This window comes from Paenibacillus gallinarum (assembly GCF_014836635.1).
Taxonomy (GTDB): domain Bacteria; phylum Bacillota; class Bacilli; order Paenibacillales; family Paenibacillaceae; genus Paenibacillus; species Paenibacillus gallinarum.
Genome location: NZ_JACSQL010000001.1, coordinates 83,034 through 102,116, shown reverse-complemented (window position 1 = coordinate 102,116; position 19,083 = coordinate 83,034). Strand labels below are relative to the sequence as shown.

Below are 19,083 nucleotides of genomic sequence, written 5' to 3'. Positions count from 1 at the left end.
TTTACTTTAATATTTCATCAACTCATTTCGAGTTTGACCGAAATAATAAAGTTTACTCCTTATTGAAAACTTTATCGCTGCGCATCGTGTCGATCGGGCGAACATCTCGCTCAATTTGCTCACGGCGCGATTCCAAGAATGGCGGCAGAGACAATTTCTCTCCCAGCGTTTCATAAGGTTCATCCCCCATAAAACCAGGACCATCTGTTGCAAATTCAAACAAAATCTGCGGAGTTACTCTTGCATACAAGGATTCAAAGAAGTGACGGTCTACATAACCTGAAGTAGTAAAGCCGAAGCTTTCCATACGAGATGTCCACTCATCAAGCACAGCCCGGTTCTCAACCCGGAATGCAGCATGGTGAACCGTACCGTATCCTTGACGAGCTGGCGGGAGTTCCGTGTTGTCTTCAACGACAACCTGGGCTCCATTTCCACCTTCGCCTCCTTCAAATAAATGAAGATTTCCTTCCTGTGCAATTTCTTTAAACAAAAGCACTCTCTCCATCAATTCTTTGAAATAATCAAACTGGGAGAAGCGTACAAAGATAGGACCTAGTCCTGTAATCGCATACTCTAGTGGGATCGGACCTTTTTGCCATGGCGTTCCGGAAGGAACCCCTTTGTTCAACTCATCTGAGATCAATTGATACTGCTGATCATCAAAGTCGACAAAAGACAATGTTTTCTTCCCAAACAGCTCTTGAATTCCGGAATGACTTACTCCAAGGCGATCAAAGCGTTCTTTCCAATAATCAATCGCTTTGTCGGTAGGAACACGGAAAGAAGATTTGTAGATCTCATCATTACCATGGGTGCCTTTGGGGATACCAGGAAAATCAAAGAATGTCATATCCGTACCTGCACTGCCTTTATCATCTGCAAAGAACAAATGATACGTCTGAATATCATCTTGGTTTACTGTTTTTTTCACTAACCGCATACCCAGGACATAAGTGAAAAACTCATAATTTTTCTCAGCGTTACTCGTAATTGCTGTTACATGGTGAATCCCTTTTAAATGGTTCATTGTTTATCCCTGCCTTTTAATTACCTCTAATTAAAGTATTACAAATTTAAGATATATGATTAAAAATCAAATCCCATATGTTCGACGAAGTAATAACGAATGGCTTCTTTATTTTCGATGTGAAAATGAGCTGCATTCCATATCTCTAACATTCAGGGATTTTAATCATTCATGCCTCTTGGCAATTCATTGCTTGACGTTCGTAACTTACTTTTTATCAATCGCTTAACTAAAGTTTATTACTAATCTAAATGAAAGTCAACCTTTTTCGAAAAATAGATCGGGATCATTTCCCAACTATATAGAACTTTATTTCTCCCTACTTATCATTACACCGATCTGAGTCACTTCATTCAATTTCATATAAATTTGGTTCTTTTGAACCCTAATCTATCAATCAGAATTCATTCCTTTTTGATTCTATTGATATTTCCTTCGTATAACAACTAATTGATATATTCATAGATTCTCGATGGATTCTCTTTATTTTTAATAGATTTGTCTAGCACACTTCTTCCTCTAGTTGCATTTAATATAGAATACTAGAAGAAAAGAGGTGATTAAATGACAAGTATAAAAGCTACTAGACAACCTGACCTTGTATTAATTACTTGGGCAAGAAACCCTCTAATCCCTGGCTCTCCAAAAAGAATCGTCTCCGTACGTGTCATTGGGAGTTCTGAGCCTTGTAAATATGGTTTAAAACACAATGCATGGATTGGTACCTCATTAGCTTGTATGTTAGATAAGCATGTTGGCTTCAAGATCATTTTCAAGAAAAGAACATCTGCAATCAGCGGGGTCGTGTTATTGCAACGCTAATTAGATATTGATAATGAGGGAGCAGAGAAATTCTTCTGCTCTCTTTTTTATTTTGTCTAACCACCGATGTGTGACATTTCGATTTTTGAGTTCTTTCTTTTTCTCATTGTCTCTTCATTTCGTTCGTCGGAATAGCGATCATTTCTATTTGCCCATACCTCTGAAATATACCGGGTGATGGAGTCATCATCTTCCCCAGACCGTAATAAATCTCGTAGATTCGTTCCCTCTGTTGCAAATAAACAAGTATATAATTTTCCTTCTGCAGAGATCCGTGCACGCGAACAAGTCCCGCAGAAAGAATCGGTTACAGAGGAGATCACGCCGATTTCACCCTGACCATCTTCATATTGATAACGCGTAGCCACTTCCCCTATATAATTAGGATCAGTAGGTTTCAAAGGTGAGAACTCGTTAATCCGGTCAATGATTTCTTTCTTAGATACAACGTCATCCATCCGCCAACCATTCGAGTTCCCAACATCCATATATTCAATAAACCTGAGGATATGCTGTTTCTCTTTAAAAAATCTCGCCATAGGTACGATATCTTGTTCGTTCTTCCCTTTTTGCACAACCATATTGATCTTTACTAGTAAGCCAGCTTCTGCCGCTTTCTCTATTCCTTGTAATACCGTTGACACTTTGCCCCGATGGCCATTCATCTCGAAAAAACGTTCCTCATTTAGTGAATCCAAGCTAACCGAAACTCGAGATAATCCTGCTTTTGCTAAATCATGTGCATATTTTTTTAGTAAAGTGCCGTTGGTTGTTAAGGCAATCTCCTCTACTCCAGCGATGCGATGAATTCGTTCTATTAACTTAGGCAGATCTTTACGTAGTAAAGGCTCCCCGCCCGTAATACGTACTTTTCTCACCCCTAATGAGACGAAAATCTTGACTAATCGTTCGATTTCTTCAAAACTAAGTATTTTATCAGACGGTAAAAAAGCAAAATCTGGACCAAATACCTCGGCAGGCATACAATACTGACAACGAAAATTACATCGGTCTGTCACGGAAATTCTTAAATCTCTTAGAGGTCTATGTAGTTGGTCTTGTAGATTTGAAATTGTAATCTCCTTCTTTCATTTTGAAGAGTTATTCATTTACAGGTAAAAGAATACGCTCTTTATGTGTATATATATTAAGGGAATTCTGACGAATAAAACCTACCGTCGTAATACCGAGTTCTTCTGCCAATTGCAATGCTAGTTCGGTTGGAGCTGATTTCGACAACACAATTTCACACCCAATTTTAGATACTTTGAGTAAAATTTCAGATGAAATTCGTCCGCTAAATACGATGATCTTATCTTTCATACTAATGTTGTTTCGCAGGCAATATCCATATATTTTATCAAGTGCATTATGGCGTCCAATATCCATTCGACTTAGTATAATCCCATTCACATCACATAGCGATGCATTATGCACTCCACCCGTTTTTTTGAAAATATCAGCTGAATCTTGCATATCTCGCATTAACCGAAAACAATCATTTGTTGTAATACGCACATGAATATCTTCTATTTTTTTGGTTACGAGTGCATCATTAGCAAAAACGAAACCTTGACGACTCATACCACAGCAAGAGGTGATGTATCTTTTATTCTGAATTTGTTGTGAGTAAGGATTAACACCCTTGGTTTTGACATGTACAAAACCTTCTTTTTCTTGATACCAAACTTGTACAATATCTGTGGAACTCCGAATGATCCGTTCAGAAGCTAAATATCCAATAACCATATCTTCTACATACTCTGGTGTACAAACCATGGTAACAAACTCTTGTTGATTAATTTTAACAGTGACCGCATATTCTGTAACTACAAGATCTTCTCTTACTTGAATCTGTTCACCTTCAACATGTGTAACCTCTCTTGTTACTGCTTTTTCCATACGGCATCCTCTTTACTCTCTAATATTGTCTTCAAAAACAAATACAGAAATAGCAAAGTCCTCATCAATTTTGATGTCTGAAAATAAATGGAGCAGCTTTGAGCCTATCAGTTCTTCCATGCCTTCTGGAGGTGATTCACTATACAAATCTTGAATCATACTTGTGCGTGCCGCGTGAACCATTTTCAATCCGTCAGCTGTACTCGCAATAAATTTTTCGGTAGGTGTGAGATTACCGTATAAAGTGGAAATAGCCATGTTCTCAACGAAAACGGTATGAATACGCTCAGGTCCTTTTCCAAATTTATCTTTACGTAGTTTTCGAATCATGTCATTAAATTCATGCACTTTTTTTGACATTATAACGATCCCCCATCATCAATACACTTTTATAAAATTAAAGGAAATAGATTGGTCAATTTATTCAACTTTCGCAGATAAATAGTACTAGTAAAGCCTGCTTTTGTCCATTATCTTACAAATTCTAACCCATGTTTTCTCTAAATTACATTACATAATTTAACTTGATAACCATTCTCATTAATAAAATTTATTGCTATTATTGAACATTCTTATCAAAAAGAGCTATAATCAATGTATCAATGTGGAAACAATGGAGTTTGAATAGGTAATGTTTGAACTCTATTGTTACATAAATAATAAATAAAAGTAGATTGAATTTTTAGCAAGGCCTGCTATTAATTTTATCCACCATGAGCTATTCAGCATGTTTACTGCATGCTGTTTCATGGTGGATTTTTTATTTTTTACTCACCGTTTCTTTAAATCTAATAATTAACTCCATATTTTATTCATTATTCATCCTAAATATGATCCTGAGAACATATAAGTCTCTTAGAGCAAAAGGAGGAAATAACCTTGACTAAAATTAACATTAATGGCGTACCGTATGACGCTTTAGAAGGAGCATCGATTCTTGATACCCTTAATCAAAACGGCATCCCCCATCCACAAATTTGTCACGTACCCTCTGTTGATCCGATTCAAACTTGTGATACATGTATCGTTGAAGTGAATGGCGAGCTCGTTCGTTCTTGTTCAACAAAAGCAGTAGACGGCATGAATGTGGAGCTTACTTCCCAGAAGGCAAAGGCTGCTCAAACCGAAGCAATGGATCGTATACTAGAAAATCATTTGCTGTATTGTACCGTATGTGACAATAACAACGGCGATTGTAAATTACATAACACAGCAGAACTCATGGAAATTGAGCATCAAAAATATCCTTATGAACCAAAAGTAGAACCAGATCAAGTGGATATGTCGCATCCATTTTATCGATATGATCCCAATCAATGTATCGCATGTGGACAATGCGTAGAAGTGTGTCAAAATTTACAAGTGAACGAAACGTTATCCATCGATTGGGAAGCAGATAGACCCCGAGTAGTTTGGGATGAAGGCGCTACCATTAACGATTCCTCCTGTGTCAGCTGCGGTCAGTGTGTTACCGTCTGTCCATGTAACGCGCTTATGGAAAAAACGATGCTTGGCGAAGCCGGTTTTATGACTGGACTCAAACAAGATATGCTCACTCCAATGATTAATGTAATTAAGGACGTTGAACCTGGATATAGCGGTATCTTTGCTGTATCTGAAATCGAAGCTGCCATGCGAAGTAAACGTACGAAAAAAACAAAAACCGTATGTACTTTCTGTGGTGTAGGCTGCTCGTTTGAAGTTTGGACAAAAGACCGAAAAATTTTAAAAGTACAACCTTCGGTAGGTCCCGTCAATGCGATCTCTACCTGTGTAAAAGGAAAGTTCGGATGGGATTTCATCAACTCCGAAGAACGGATTACAAAACCACTAATTCGTAAAAATGATGAATTTGTTGAGTCATCATGGGACGAAGCACTTGATTTAATTGCCTCTAAACTTGGCGGCATTCAAAAGGAATACGGCTCCGGTTCAGTCGGATTTATCTCATCTTCCAAAATTACAAACGAAGAAAACTACTTAATTCAAAAAATGGCACGTCAATTGTTCGAAACTAATGACGTCGATAACTGTTCGCGTTATTGCCAATCTCCTGCTACAGACGGATTACTACGCACCGTTGGTATGGGTGGTGACGCTGGAACGATTAAAGATATTGCAAAAGCTGGCCTTGTTATCATTGTTGGAGCAAACCCTGCAGAAGGTCACCCTGTTTTAGCGACTCGAGTAAAACGTGCTCATAAGCTACACGGACAAAAATTAATTGTTTCCGATATTCGTAAACATGAGATGGCGGAGCGTTCTGATATCTTCATCCGTCCAAAACAAGGCACAGACCAAGTATGGATCATGGCGGTTACCAAATACATCATTGATCAAGGTTGGCATGATGAAGCCTTCATTAATGAAAATGTACATTTCTTTGATGAGTTCACCGAAGTGCTTGAAAAGTACACATTGGAATACGCGGAAGAGACGACCGGTATTTCAAAAGATACGCTGATTCACGTTGCGGAAATGATTCGTGATGCAGACGGTACCTGTGTTCTTTGGGGTATGGGTGTTACCCAAAATACAGGCGGCTCCTACACATCAGCAGCAATCTCAAATCTACTTCTCGCTACGGGTAACTATCGTCGCCCTGGTGCAGGTGCCTACCCTCTTCGCGGTCATAACAATGTGCAAGGTGCGTGCGACATGGGTACACTTCCAAACCTATTGCCAGGTTATCAAAAAGTGACAAACGATGCGGAACGCGAGAAATTTGAAAGAGCATATGGTGTAAAAATCAAGCCAGAACCAGGTCGTACAAACATGAAAATGTTAGATGCAATTATTGAAGGTAAAATGAAAGCTATGTACTTAGTGGGCGAAGATATGGCTCTTGTCGACTGCGATTCAAACCACGTAGATAAAGTTCTTTCGCAACTCGATTTCTTTGTTGTACAAGACATCTTCCTATCACGTACAGCACAATACGCAGACGTCATTTTACCAGCAGCACCATCGCTTGAAAAAGAAGGTACTTTCACCAACACAGAACGCCGTGTGCAGCGTCTCTATCAAGTGTTACCCACGCTAGGTGAATCAAAAGCCGATTGGGAAATCCTTCAGGCAGTAGCACGCCGTTTAGGTGCAGATTGGAACTATAGTCATCCAAGTGAGATTTTTGATGAAATGGCTAGCCTATCTCCCCTCTTCTCTCAAGCTAACTATGATGTTCTCGCCGATTGGGGCAGTTTCTGTTGGGGTAGCCTGGATGGAAAAGATACACCTTTACTCTATGAAGATGGATTTAACTTCCCTGATAAAAAGGCACGTTTTGCTTTACATGATTGGGTAAAACCTGCCCAATATGAAGCTCAGTATGACTGTCTTATTAACAACGGCCGTATGCTGGAACACTTCCATGAAGGAAACATGACGAATAAATCAAAAGGGATCCAATCCAAAGTACCTGAGATTTTTGTAGAGGTTTCACCAGAACTAGCCAAGGCACGCGGTATTGAAGATGGGGCCCTACTTCGTCTCGTATCTCCGTATGGTGCATTAAAATTAAATGCCCTAGTAACCGATCGGGTACAAGGAAACGAACTATTTTTACCAATGAACTCGGTTAGTAAAGATTCAGCTATTAATTTCTTAACCGGTCCGGCTGCAGACATTAATACATCTACACCGGCTTATAAACAAACAAAAGTACGTGTCGAAGTACTGAAACCAAAAGGGAAAAATCCGCTTCCGAGGACTAATCCACGTTATAAAAAACGTCATCCACAAAATGGCGTTGAAGTCGAGCGTAAATGGAATCGTCCTGGATACGTACATTTAACAACGACTAACGAAAGGGAGTGACCACATGGCTGCGCCAATTACAACGATTAAAAAACAACAAGTAACGGAAGAACAACAAAAGGAAGAAAAGTTAGAGAATTTAAAACAGCTTTTGTCCGAGAATGAAGACATGGTGCAACAAGTCTTTTCGATCATGGCAGAATTAAATGATATCGGAGCGCTAGAAGCAGCTACTAAACTGCTAGAAGCAAAAGAAGATGTCGCTCATGTGGCCCTTAGTCAATTGGCTCGTAAACCGGTTACGAATATGATCAACAACTTAATGGGTGCGGCTGGAGCACTATCTGAAATCGATCCTGAAACAACAACGAAACTTATCAATAGCCTGACTACAGGACTGGATGAAGCAAACAAAGCTATTGAATCAGATGAAAAGATTAGTGCCTTCAAACTTTTAAAACTATTAAATGATCCAGATGTCAATCGCTCTTTAAATTTTGGAATCCACTTTTTAAAAGGGCTCGGCAAAGGCTTAAAATAAGGTGGTTTCTTATATGCTGACAAATGAACAAATTTTACAAACACTAAAGAATATTCATGACCCGGAACTTCATCAAAGTATCGTTGACCTTAATATGGTTCGGAATATACAGGTTGACGGTACGCATGTCTCGCTGGACGTTATTTTAACCATTAAGGTTGCCCGCTAAAAGCAAAGATACAGCAGGATATTGAACAGGCACTAAAAGAAATCGGTGCATCCAGCGTTTCGATTACGTTTGGTTCCATGACAGATGAAGAACGCCAGAAGATAACCTCTTCATTAAAAACACAAAATGCTACAGAACAAGGTATGCCGAAAATGCTTCTGCCTGAGTCTGGTGTTACCTTCATTGCAGTGACAAGCGGTAAAGGTGGTGTCGGTAAGTCTACGATTACGATTAACTTAGCCGCAGCTCTTGCCCGGCTTGGGAAACGTGTGGGGATTTTAGATGCAGATATTTATGGGTTTAGTATTCCTGCGATGATGAAGATCGACCAAAAGCCAACCATGATTGACCAAACGGCGATTCCGGCCGAAAGTCATGGGGTAAAAGTGATGTCGATGGGCTTCTTTGCAAAAGATAACCAGCCTGTCATGTGGCGCGGCCCGATGCTGAACAAATGGATTCGTAATTTCCTTACGAATACCCATTGGGGTGAACTCGATTATCTCTTGCTGGATTTACCGCCCGGTACAAGAGATGTCGCCATTGATGTGGCAGCTATGATTCCACAAGCGCAAGAGATCATAGTGACCACTCCTCACTATGCTGCTTCCCATGTCGCTTCTCGTGCGGGAGTCATGGCTCAGCATACCAAACACTCGATTCTTGGTGTGGTTGAAAATATGGCCTACTTTGAATCGAACGGTGAAAAGAACTATCTCTTCGGTCAAGGCGGTGCAGAAAAATTAGCAGAGGAGCTTCATTCCCATATCATTGCTCAAGTGCCTTTTGCTCAGCCTGAGGAGAATACAGGCTCCTCCGTCTATGACGAGGATTCGGTGATCGGTGAAGTATTTACTCATCTTGCAGAGGAACTTATTTATCAATAGTAAAAGAAAGCTATAAACCCCTGGCTCATTAATGAGTCAGGGGTTTCGTTTTATATGAATGTTAATCTCTTTTGTCATATGCCTCATCAATAAATAGCAAGGCGTTCCCAGGTAACGATAAAATCAATTTCATTGTAAACTATTTAAATAACCATATTAAATAGTTTGATACTGGATAAATTTACAATGTATCCCAAATGAGATGCGGGTAAGCCGTGTGATGCACCCGATCGAAAAACAAGGAGGATTTTCATTGATTTCAAAACGGTATCGCAAAATGCTCGCGTTCCTCTGTTGCTTGGTAATGGTGACGTCACTAATGCCTGTCAGCTTTGCCGCCGAAAATGACAACATCGAGAACGCAGAAGCGGATGAAACACCGACTGCTCTTTTCGGAACTCCCGAACTCGGGTCAGACGACCCATTGTGGGCACAGACAAAGGAGTATCCCATCAGCAAAAGCACAGTTCCTGACGATTCTAGACCTCATGCCACGGGCACAGCCAGAATCCTCTGGGACAACGACTATCTGTATTCCCGGGTAGTTGTAGAGGATAGCAATGTTTATCAGGGATCCGGTGCGAATCATACATACGACAGCCTTGAGTTTTATGTCGGCCCAGGATCCAGCGGTTCAAACCAATGGCGTGTCAGTTCGACAGGCGTCTTTTCAGGACAGTCCGATACGGACAGAGCTGCGTGGACCCAAATCACGGAAACAGGATATATCGTGGAGATGAGAATCCCAAAAAGAAACGTAACCCTTCAGCCAGGCAAGCTTACCTTCGAGGTTTATATCAATAACTCGACTGAAATTGGCGGGGATCGCTATGAAGTCGTTTCCGCTTTCGGAGATCCGGACACGGGTTTTAGTAGCGATGCTGCATTTATAGACAGTCTGGAGCTCATTGAGGCCAGTGAAGTGGATGAGAGACACTCCATTAACCTCTTGATGGATACGGGCGGCACAATAACGCCGAATGCACCCGGCAATGTTCTAAGAGTCTTTTCTGGCACAGACAAAACATTTACCCTTCTCCCCGATCACGGCAAAACGGTAGATACCGTAACGGTAAATGGCGAGACAGTGACTATATCCAGCGATAATACTTTTTCTCTAACCAATATTAATGCTGATCTTAACATTCATGCGACATTTAAAGATGATTCAGCGGCTGATCAGCTTCCTTTTATCGTATGGAATGACAATTTTGCTAGTGGCGAGTACACCACGGCTGTCATCATTGACTTAGGCGAAGGAAAAGAAGCATTAGGTTCTGAGCTTTATCCGGGCTTGTTTACGGTGTCAGCTAGGAACACAACCCTGGTCGGTGACTCAGTAACCTTTCAAGGAACGCACAAGATCTCTAGAGTATACGCCAATGACGAACCAAAAGTACTTGGCTATCTCGGGAAGGTAAGCAATTCACCTGACTATCAGGAAGGACTAGCAAGTGGCCGTTACATCGTAGTTGAGTTAGAGTTTTATACAGAAGTCGGTGGTAAAACAACGCTGGATGGAAGCAACTCTACAAAGCAAAATTACAACATTGTTCAAAAAGGCGATATCGTGCTAACTGAAGGCTATCCGCTTAGATATGCTGTCTTCAAACAGGAAAAAGTTGTAAATCCGATCCTTGACAAGTTTACAACACATACAAGCGATTCGGTCAATTACGCACTCTACCTCCATCAAGATGAAGAAGGTGAAGTGCTGCAAGGAATGCCGCTATATATTTATACTCACGGCTTCTCACGCGGCGGCACACAGGCACATATCGACCAAAGAGCGTCTATGAAATCAGCTAATGGTTCGGTTGCTCTAATGAAGAAAATGGAAAACAATTCCGATAAATATGCCAGCCATATTCTAAATATATCCTTTAGTGGCGGTTCTGCTCCACAAATAGGCGATGTGAAGAAGATTATAGACAATATGGTTGCCAGCGGGTTAGTAGATCCTAGCCGTATTTATGCCTCTGGCTTTTCAATGGGTGCCATGTTTACGAACACCTTAATTAACACCTACCCAGACTTTTTTGCAGCAGCTGCACCTCTGGGAATTGCAAGTGGCGGGCCGTCAGCGAGTGCAAACGAAGCGCATAGAGACCTAGCCTATTGGATACTCGTAAACGCTTATGATACTCGAGTAAATGCATCGCAGCTCGATAACTTCATTAAAAATGATATTCCGAATTTGACCAACGCAAGGGCTTCTCGTTTTGAGAGCAATGAGGCTCTTACGTGGCCATACAATCAATATGATCAGCCAACTCAGAGACCGAATCCGAATACTACCCCTCCCCTGCGTGACTATATAGCGCACGAAGTAGAAGCAGCGGTTCTTTACAATGAGATTACTATGGAGAATCCTTTTACTAAGAAGAATTGGAGCATAGTTCCAATAGCACAGTCCCCTAATTTGCCGTCTTGGAATAATGACTACACAGACGTCTTTGATTGGATGTTCTCACAGAGTAAACAAATGGTACTGCCTGATGCTCCAACCGCATCATATGGAACTCCTGAGCTTGGATCGAACGACCCACTGTGGTCCAAAACAACGGAGTATCCTCTTAATAAAAGTACGGTTCCTGATGATTCTAAACCTCATGCCACAGGCACAGCCAGAATCCTATGGGACAATGACTACCTGTATTCCCGCGTAGTTGTACAGGATAGCAATGTATATCAGGGACCAGGCGGGGATCACACGTATGACAGCTTAGAGTTCTATGTCGGCCCAGGATCCAGCGGTTCAAACCAATGGCGTGTCAGTTCGACGGGCATTTATTCAGGGCAGTCCGATACGGACAGAGCTGCGTGGACCCAGATTACGGATACAGGATATATCGTGGAGATGAGGATTCCAAAAAGAAACTTGATCCTGGAGCCAGGCAAGTTTACCTTCGATATTTATATTAATAACTCGAGTGAAAAAGGCGGGGATCGCTATGAAGTCGTTTCCGCTTTTGGAGAGCCGGACACGGGTTATGGTAGCGATGCTGCATTTAGAGACAGCTTGGAGCTTATTGAAGCCGAAAAAGTGGATACTAGATTCTCCATCACCATCCAGGCGGATACGGGCGGCAACATATCGCCAAACGCACCCGGCAATGTTCTGAGAATGGAAAAAGGCGAAGATATTACATTTACGATTACCCCTAATCAAGGCAATGTTGTAGATACCGTAACGGTTGATGGCAAAGCTGTGAATATATCCAGCGATAATACTTTCTCTTTAACAAATATTAGTGCTGATCATGAGATTCGTGTCACGTTCAAAGATGATCCAGCCGCTGATCAACTTCCTTTTATTGTATGGAATGACAACTTTGCTAGCGGTGAGTACACAACAGCCGTCATTATTGACTTAGGCGAAGGAAAAGAAGCATTAGGTTCCAAACTTCAAGCAGGCTTGTTTAACGTATCGGCAAAGAACACAACCTTGGTCGGTGACCAGTTGGTCTTTGAAGGAACACGCAAAATTTCAAGAGTATATGCCAACGACGAACCGAAAGTACGCGGTTATGTTGGGAAAGTAAGCAATTCGCCGGATTATCAAGCCGGACTGGAAAGCGGCCGTTACATCGTAGTTGAGCTTGAGTTTTATACAGAGGCCGGCGGTAGAACAACCCTGGATGGAAGCAGTAACTCGACAAAGCAAAGTTACAGCATTGTTCAAAAAGACGATATCGTGCTGACGAAAGGCGGTTCGCTTAATAACGCCGTCTTTAAACAGACAAATGTTGTGAATCCAATCCTCGACAAGTTTACAACACATACGAATGATTCATTCAATTACGCCCTCTACCTTCACGAGGATGGAAAAGGCGAAGTGCTGCAAGGAATGCCGCTATATGTCTATACCCACGGGATGTCGCGAGGCGGCACACAGTCAAAAATCGATCAAAAAGCGTCTATGAAATCTGCTAACGGTTCGGTTGCCCTGATGAAGAATATGGAGAAAGATCCTAGTAAATACGCTAGCCATATTCTGAATATTTCCTACAATGGGACCTCTACTCCAAAAACAGACGATGTTAAGAAAGTGATCGACGACTTAGTGGCAAGCGGATCAGTAGACCCTAAACGTATTTATGTCGCGGGCTTTTCATGGGGCGGCGCGTATACGAACACCTTAATTAATACTTATCCTGGATTCTTCGCAGCAGGTGCACCTATGGCCCCGGTATTCGGCTCACCGGAAGCAAGCGTAAATGAAGCTCATAAAGATCTGGCCTATTGGATATTTGTAAACACTCATAACGTAGGAGGATACCAGACTAACCTCAATAACTTCATAAATAACAATATGCCTAAAATGACTAACGCAAGGGCTTCTCGTTTTGAGAGCAATGAGGCTCTTACCTGGCCATACAATCAATTTGATCAACCAAATCAAAGACCAAATCCGAATAACAACCCTCCCCTGCTCGACTATATAGCACACGAAGTAGAAGCGGCAGTTCTCTACAACCAGATTACGATGGGGAATTGGAGCATAGCTCCAACAGCACAGTCTTCTAACTTGACGTCTTGGAACAATGACTACACAGACGTCTTTGATTGGATGTTCTCACAGAGTAAATCAGGCGTACCTGATGCTCCAAGCAGTTTTACAGCGGTGGCGGGCGACAAACAGGTTACACTGAAATGGACTGCTCCAGCGAACGACGGTGGCAGCACGATCCTGGGCTATAAAGTCTGGTATGGAGACAAGACACCAATCTCAGTGGATAAGTCAACGTACGAGTACACTTTTACAGGTCTGACCAACAATCAAGAATACACCTTCAAGATCGTAGCAGTAAGTTCCAAAGGCGACAGTGCGGAGAAAATTGTGACGGCGAAGCCGAAACAGACTACAACTCAAAATCCAAATCCGTCACCATCACCTACACCGACTCCAACTCCGACACCTTCGAATCCGACTGTGCCTAAACCTTTAGGAGACAACACCAGCAATACCGGCACAGTGACAGACACTGGTTCTTCTAAGCCGACCTACACAGTGAACACACCGAAAGATAAGCCTGCGGTCACGGACAAAAATGGCATCACTACCCTTCCCGGTGGCGGTGAGATTGTGACTAAGAACGGAACGAAGATCGAAGTACCAAAAGGTACAACAATAGACTCAAACGGTAAGATCGTGGTAGGATCTGGCGTCGCGATTGTTAGCTTAGAAAACGGCGTATCGTTGAATATTCAAAAGGGTACGGAGCTTGTACTCGATGATGATACTGCACTGGGCTTCATCGTCGTATCGGGTAATCCTTTCAATGATGTCAACGATGACAACTGGTTCTACAGCTATGTAAACTTCGCCTACACATTCAGTCTTTTCAACGGAACAACGTCCACGACGTTCTCACCGGAAACCTCTATGACGCGCGCGATGTTCGTGCAGGCACTGGCCAACCTTGAGAACGTAAACCGCTCTGGCGGCGCGAACTCCCGCTTTAGCGACGTGCCGGACGGACAGTGGTACACGGCCGCAGTCGAGTGGGCGGCCGAAAACGGCATAGTCAACGGTATAAGCGCAGACCAGTTTAAACCCAATTCAACGATTGCGCGTGAGCAGATGCTAGTGATCCTATACAATTACATGAAATACAAGGGCTTTGAGATACCGAAAAGCCAATCTACGTCTTTCGCGGACGAGAGTGAGATCAGCTCATGGGCGCTCGAGGCCGTTCAGGCACTGCAGGGCATCGGCATTGTATCAGGTAAGCCGGGCAACCTCTTTGACCACAACGCCAACGCAACCCGCGCCGAGGTAGCTACCATCTTTACAAGATTCGTGGAATATCTCGCTAAGTAAAAACGTAAGCAGAAAAATACAGACCCCTCCGTCTATGACGAGGATTCTGTAATCGGTGAAGTATTTACTCATCTTGCAGAGGAACTTATTTATTAATCAAGTGTAAGACCCCTAGCTCTTTAATGAGTCAGGGGTCTTATGCTTTATTTAAATGCTAGATTATTTCATAGCCTTTAGCACACTTTTAGCAAGGTTATTGTCTTGTAGAGCTTCATCATCAAGAATCTCTACACTCTTTATGCCGGGATACGCTCCATTCTTCATCTTTTTTGTAGCAGTAACTTTAAAATAAGGATCGTCATCAAAATGATGATTCACCATAACTAGTTTTTTATCACTTTTTGCCTTTTTCCAACTTTTTATTCCTAGATGCTTTGCTAAAGGATCCACTTTATCTTCTTTTTCCAAAGTTATAGTATTTGATTTATTTAACGCTTCAAGTAACGTTTTTTGTAAGATCTCTTCACTACAATTCCATTCCAATTCGGTAACCTCTCCGTACTCTGTTAAAAAACCGTTTAGTAGAATTTGATTAGATATTATAAACTGTTTCTCGTTATTACTGTAAAGTTGTGCTGATTTCAAAAACATGAATATAAACTCCTTATCATTGCTAATTCGCCTTAATAGTTCGAAAGATGAAAGTATAACTCAACAATTAATTTATAAGATTCTAATCAATAAAAAGAAAGAGGCATCTCAATAGTTTAGAGAACTATTGAGATGCCTCAATTAAAATGTGGCTACTTCGATGTATTGAAGCAACAAGGTTTAAACCTTGTTATTACATCATGCCACCCATTCCACCCATGCCGCCCATGTCTGGACCTGCAGGAGCTGCTGGTTCTGGTTTGTCAGCGATAACTGCTTCCGTAGTGAGGAACATAGCCGCAATAGATGCAGCATGTTGCAATGCGGAACGAGTTACTTTCGCAGGGTCAACGATACCCGCTTCGATCATGTTCACCCATTGACCATTAGCAGCGTTGAATCCTACGCCAACTTCTTCGCGTTTCAGACGGTCCACGATTACGGAACCTTCTTCACCAGCGTTAGCAGCGATTGTACGGATTGGAGCTTCCAAAGCGCGAAGTACGATATTCACACCCGTTTGCTCGTCTCCTTCAAGTTTCTCACCTACTGCAGCTACAGCGCCATATACGTTCACTAGAGCTGTACCACCACCGGATACGATACCTTCTTCTACTGCTGCACGAGTTGCGTTCAGAGCATCTTCGATACGAAGTTTACGTTCTTTCAGCTCAGTTTCAGATGCTGCACCTACTTTGATAACAGCTACGCCGCCAGCAAGTTTAGCAAGACGCTCTTGCAATTTCTCTTTATCGAACTCAGAAGTTGTTTCTTCGAGTTGGGAACGAATTTGTTTAACACGAGCATCGATATCTTCTTTGCTTCCAGCACCGTCAACGATGATTGTGTTTTCTTTTGTTACACGTACTTGACGAGCAGTACCCAGTTGATCAATAGAAGCGGATTTCAGATCAAGTCCGAGTTCCTCAGTGATCACTTGGCCGCCAGTCAGAGCAGCGATATCTTGCAGCATTGCTTTACGACGGTCACCAAATCCAGGAGCTTTAACAGCTACTGCATTGAATGTTCCGCGCAGTTTGTTCACGATCAGCATCGCTTGCGCTTCGCCTTCGATATCTTCAGCGATCAACAGAAGCGGTTTGCTTTGTTGAACGATTTTTTCAAGAACAGGCAAGATTTCTTGCGTGTTTGTAATTTTTTTATCAGTGATCAGAATGTATGGGTTGTCGAGGACAGCTTCCATTTTATCTGTATCTGTAATCATGTATGGAGAAATGTATCCGCGGTCGAATTGCATACCTTCAACCACTTCAAGTTCAGTTTCAAAACCACGGGATTCTTCAACAGTGATAACACCATCGTTACCCACTTTTTCCATTGCTTCAGCGATCAGTTCGCCTACTTCGTCGTCAGCTGCGGAAATAGCAGCAACTTGTGCGATGGATTGTTTGTTCTCAACTGGTTTGGAGATTTTGTGAAGTTCTTCAACAGCAGCACGAACCGCTTTGTCGATCCCTTTACGGATACCGATTGGGCTTGCACCTGCAGTTACGTTTTTCAGACCTTCTGTAATGAGGGCTTGAGCAAGAACGGTTGCAGTCGTTGTACCGTCACCAGCAACATCGTTCGTTTTTGTAGCTACTTCTTTAACGAGTTGAGCACCCATGTTCTCAAATGCATCTTCAAGTTCGATTTCTTTCGCAATGGTTACACCATCATTCGTGATGAGGGGGCTGCCAAATTTTTTCTCAAGAACAACGTTACGTCCTTTAGGTCCGAGTGTTACTTTTACTGCGTTTGCCAAAGCGTCCACACCACGAAGCATGGAACGACGTGCGTCTTCACTGAATTTAATATCTTTAGCCATGGTGATAAAACCTCCTAATATATTATGAAATCTATGCTTCGATTCATATATTCAAGCTCTTCACTTATGAAGATTAACCCAAGATTGCGTGAATGTCGCTTTCCTTCATAATCAAATATTCTTTACCTTCGTATTTAAGCTCTGTTCCAGCGTATTTGGAGAAAATAACGCGGTCTCCTTCTTTTACTTCCAAAGGAACACGAACGCCATCTTTTAAGCTTCCAGCGCCAACAGCGATAACTTTACCCTCTTGCGGTTTTTCTTTAGCAGAGTCCGGAAGTACAATCCCGAAAGCTGTTGTCTCTTCTTGTTCGATCGGTTCTACCAATACGCGTTCACCTAAAGGTCTGATCATGAAAAATAGCCTCCTTAAATAAGTAAGTTACATATCTTACGGTTGTTGCACTCTTACATTAGCACTCGACAGTCGTCAGTGCTAACAACCAATTTCATGATACTGAAATTAGAAGATGATTTCAAGTCCTTTTCAGGATTTTTAGCAGATCTTTTCAGTAATTCATGAAGCCATCTTCCATTCTCTCCAATCCTGTAAAAATTATGCTCGTCCTATATCTTCTCTCCTGCATCCACCTTAACATATCTTGATTCGTATTCCTCAGCCTCTTCGAGTTGCTTCCGGTAAACAACAGATGACAGAAAGACACTGAACTCATAGAGCAGGATCAAAGGAATTGTAACCAAAATATCGGAAATAAAATCAGGCGGGGTCACAAATACAGCGATAAATACAAGTGCAAAGTAGGAGATCCGGCGCATTTTACGTAAACGCAGTGGATTGAGAATACGCAGTTTCGTCAGAAACATAACAACAACAGGCAGTTCAAATAACAGCGATACAGGCAGGATTAGATTAAACATAAACGTGAAATATTGTGCCATCCCATACGTTTCGACAAGACCAAGATTCTGATTGATACTGCTTGTAAAAGAGGTAGCCATTGGGAGCAATATTTTATATGAAAAAGCAATTCCTAATAAGAACAATAAAAAAACAAAAGGAATATAACGCACAGTCGCTTTTTGCTCACTCGGCTTCAAACCTGGACTCACAAACTTCCAAATCTGATAGGCTGTAAAAGGCAACGTAATAACAAGAGAAAAAATAAGAGCAATCTTCATATACATTCCAAGTCCATCCCACAGCGTAAGGGCATGAAGTTCTATACCCGGAAGGGGCCCATATGCTGTCAGATATTGATAGATCGGATCACTGATAAATAGACCGCCAATCAGACCGAGCAGAAGTACGACCAGTACAGCGACAAGACGTCTTCGCAGTTCCCCCAAGTGACTCACCAGCGTCATGCCTTCTTCATGTTCAGACATCGTAACACTCCCTCTCTCTGCTCATCAGGTAGAAGAAAAAACAAAACCCTTCTTACAAAGAAGGGATCCTTAACTTGCACGAAACAAGCACTTAGCATGCACCCTCACTTAAAGCGCGCAAGCATAAGACATATAGAATTACTCAGGCAGGCGCTTATCCTCTGTTTTCTGAACTGTCGCTGCTTCAGCTGACTTTACTTCACTTGCTGAAGATCCCTTACGGGATGAAGGTTCATCTGACATGATCTCTTGAGCACCATTCTTAAATTCACGGAACGTTCTTCCTACAGCTCGTCCCAGTTCAGGTAGCTTGTTAGGTCCGAATAACAACAAGGCAACAATGACAAGCAGAATAAAGCCCGTTCCTCCGATATTTGGCATGT

13 protein-coding genes and 1 pseudogene are annotated in these 19,083 nt (G+C 41.9%); 5 read left to right on the top strand and 9 right to left on the bottom strand.

The features are described 5' to 3' along the window. Positions 1-52: 52 nt before the first annotated feature. Positions 53-1,030 (bottom strand): ring-cleaving dioxygenase, encoded by a 978-nt coding sequence (locus tag H9647_RS00445; protein WP_191797177.1) that lies wholly within the window; start codon positions 1,028-1,030, stop codon positions 53-55. Positions 1,031-1,594: 564 nt separating this feature from the next. On the opposite strand from H9647_RS00445, the gene H9647_RS00440 reads away from it, so the two are divergent. Next, positions 1,595-1,852 carry a hypothetical protein gene (locus tag H9647_RS00440; RefSeq protein WP_191797175.1) on the top strand — a complete coding sequence of 86 codons (258 nt, stop codon included), beginning with the start codon at positions 1,595-1,597 and terminating at the stop codon, positions 1,850-1,852. A gap of 56 nt (positions 1,853-1,908) precedes the next feature. On the opposite strand, the gene moaA is transcribed toward H9647_RS00440, so the two are convergent. From moaA to H9647_RS00425, 3 genes are read right to left on the bottom strand one after another with little or no spacing between them, the layout of a single operon-like run. Continuing rightward, positions 1,909-2,925 carry a GTP 3',8-cyclase MoaA gene (moaA, locus tag H9647_RS00435; protein WP_191798584.1) on the bottom strand — a complete coding sequence of 339 codons (1,017 nt, stop codon included), beginning with the start codon at positions 2,923-2,925 and terminating at the stop codon, positions 1,909-1,911. Between the two features lie 28 nt (positions 2,926-2,953). Further along, positions 2,954-3,754: a formate dehydrogenase accessory sulfurtransferase FdhD gene (fdhD, locus tag H9647_RS00430; protein ID WP_191797172.1), complete on the bottom strand. Its 801-nt coding sequence runs from the start codon at positions 3,752-3,754 to the stop codon at positions 2,954-2,956. Positions 3,755-3,766: 12 nt separating this feature from the next. After that, positions 3,767-4,114: a DUF2294 domain-containing protein gene (locus H9647_RS00425; protein ID WP_191797170.1), complete on the bottom strand. Its 348-nt coding sequence runs from the start codon at positions 4,112-4,114 to the stop codon at positions 3,767-3,769. Between the two features lie 519 nt (positions 4,115-4,633). On the opposite strand from H9647_RS00425, the gene fdhF reads away from it, so the two are divergent. The 4 genes and pseudogenes from fdhF (at position 4,634) to H9647_RS00400 (ending at position 14,934) form a co-directional block, all read left to right on the top strand. Continuing rightward, positions 4,634-7,570, top strand: coding sequence for a formate dehydrogenase subunit alpha (gene fdhF / locus H9647_RS00420; RefSeq protein WP_191797168.1), 2,937 nt, complete (start codon positions 4,634-4,636; stop codon positions 7,568-7,570). A gap of 4 nt (positions 7,571-7,574) precedes the next feature. Then, positions 7,575-8,051: a DUF1641 domain-containing protein gene (locus H9647_RS00415; protein ID WP_191797166.1), complete on the top strand. Its 477-nt coding sequence runs from the start codon at positions 7,575-7,577 to the stop codon at positions 8,049-8,051. Positions 8,052-8,064: 13 nt separating this feature from the next. Beyond that, positions 8,065-9,107: pseudogene (locus H9647_RS00405) on the top strand (P-loop NTPase). Between the two features lie 253 nt (positions 9,108-9,360). Continuing rightward, positions 9,361-14,934 (top strand): sugar-binding protein, encoded by a 5,574-nt coding sequence (locus H9647_RS00400; RefSeq protein WP_191797162.1) that lies wholly within the window; start codon positions 9,361-9,363, stop codon positions 14,932-14,934. Positions 14,935-15,093: 159 nt separating this feature from the next. Here the strand turns inward: H9647_RS00400 and H9647_RS00395 are convergent, their stop codons facing one another. The 5 genes from H9647_RS00395 to tatA form a co-directional block, all read right to left on the bottom strand. Next, positions 15,094-15,525, bottom strand: a complete 432-nt coding sequence (locus H9647_RS00395; protein WP_191797160.1) for a hypothetical protein — start codon at positions 15,523-15,525, stop codon at positions 15,094-15,096. 193 nt (positions 15,526-15,718) lie between these two features. Further along, positions 15,719-17,353, bottom strand: coding sequence for a chaperonin GroEL (groL, locus tag H9647_RS00390; protein WP_191797158.1), 1,635 nt, complete (start codon positions 17,351-17,353; stop codon positions 15,719-15,721). 73 nt (positions 17,354-17,426) lie between these two features. Beyond that, complete coding sequence (groES, locus tag H9647_RS00385) at positions 17,427-17,708, bottom strand: co-chaperone GroES (RefSeq protein WP_191797156.1); 282 nt, start codon at positions 17,706-17,708, stop codon at positions 17,427-17,429. Positions 17,709-17,920: 212 nt separating this feature from the next. Further along, positions 17,921-18,700, bottom strand: coding sequence for a twin-arginine translocase subunit TatC (gene tatC, locus H9647_RS00380; protein WP_191797154.1), 780 nt, complete (start codon positions 18,698-18,700; stop codon positions 17,921-17,923). Between the two features lie 138 nt (positions 18,701-18,838). Then, positions 18,839-19,081: a twin-arginine translocase TatA/TatE family subunit gene (gene tatA, locus H9647_RS00375; RefSeq protein WP_191797152.1), complete on the bottom strand. Its 243-nt coding sequence runs from the start codon at positions 19,079-19,081 to the stop codon at positions 18,839-18,841. Positions 19,082-19,083 lie beyond the last annotated feature (2 nt).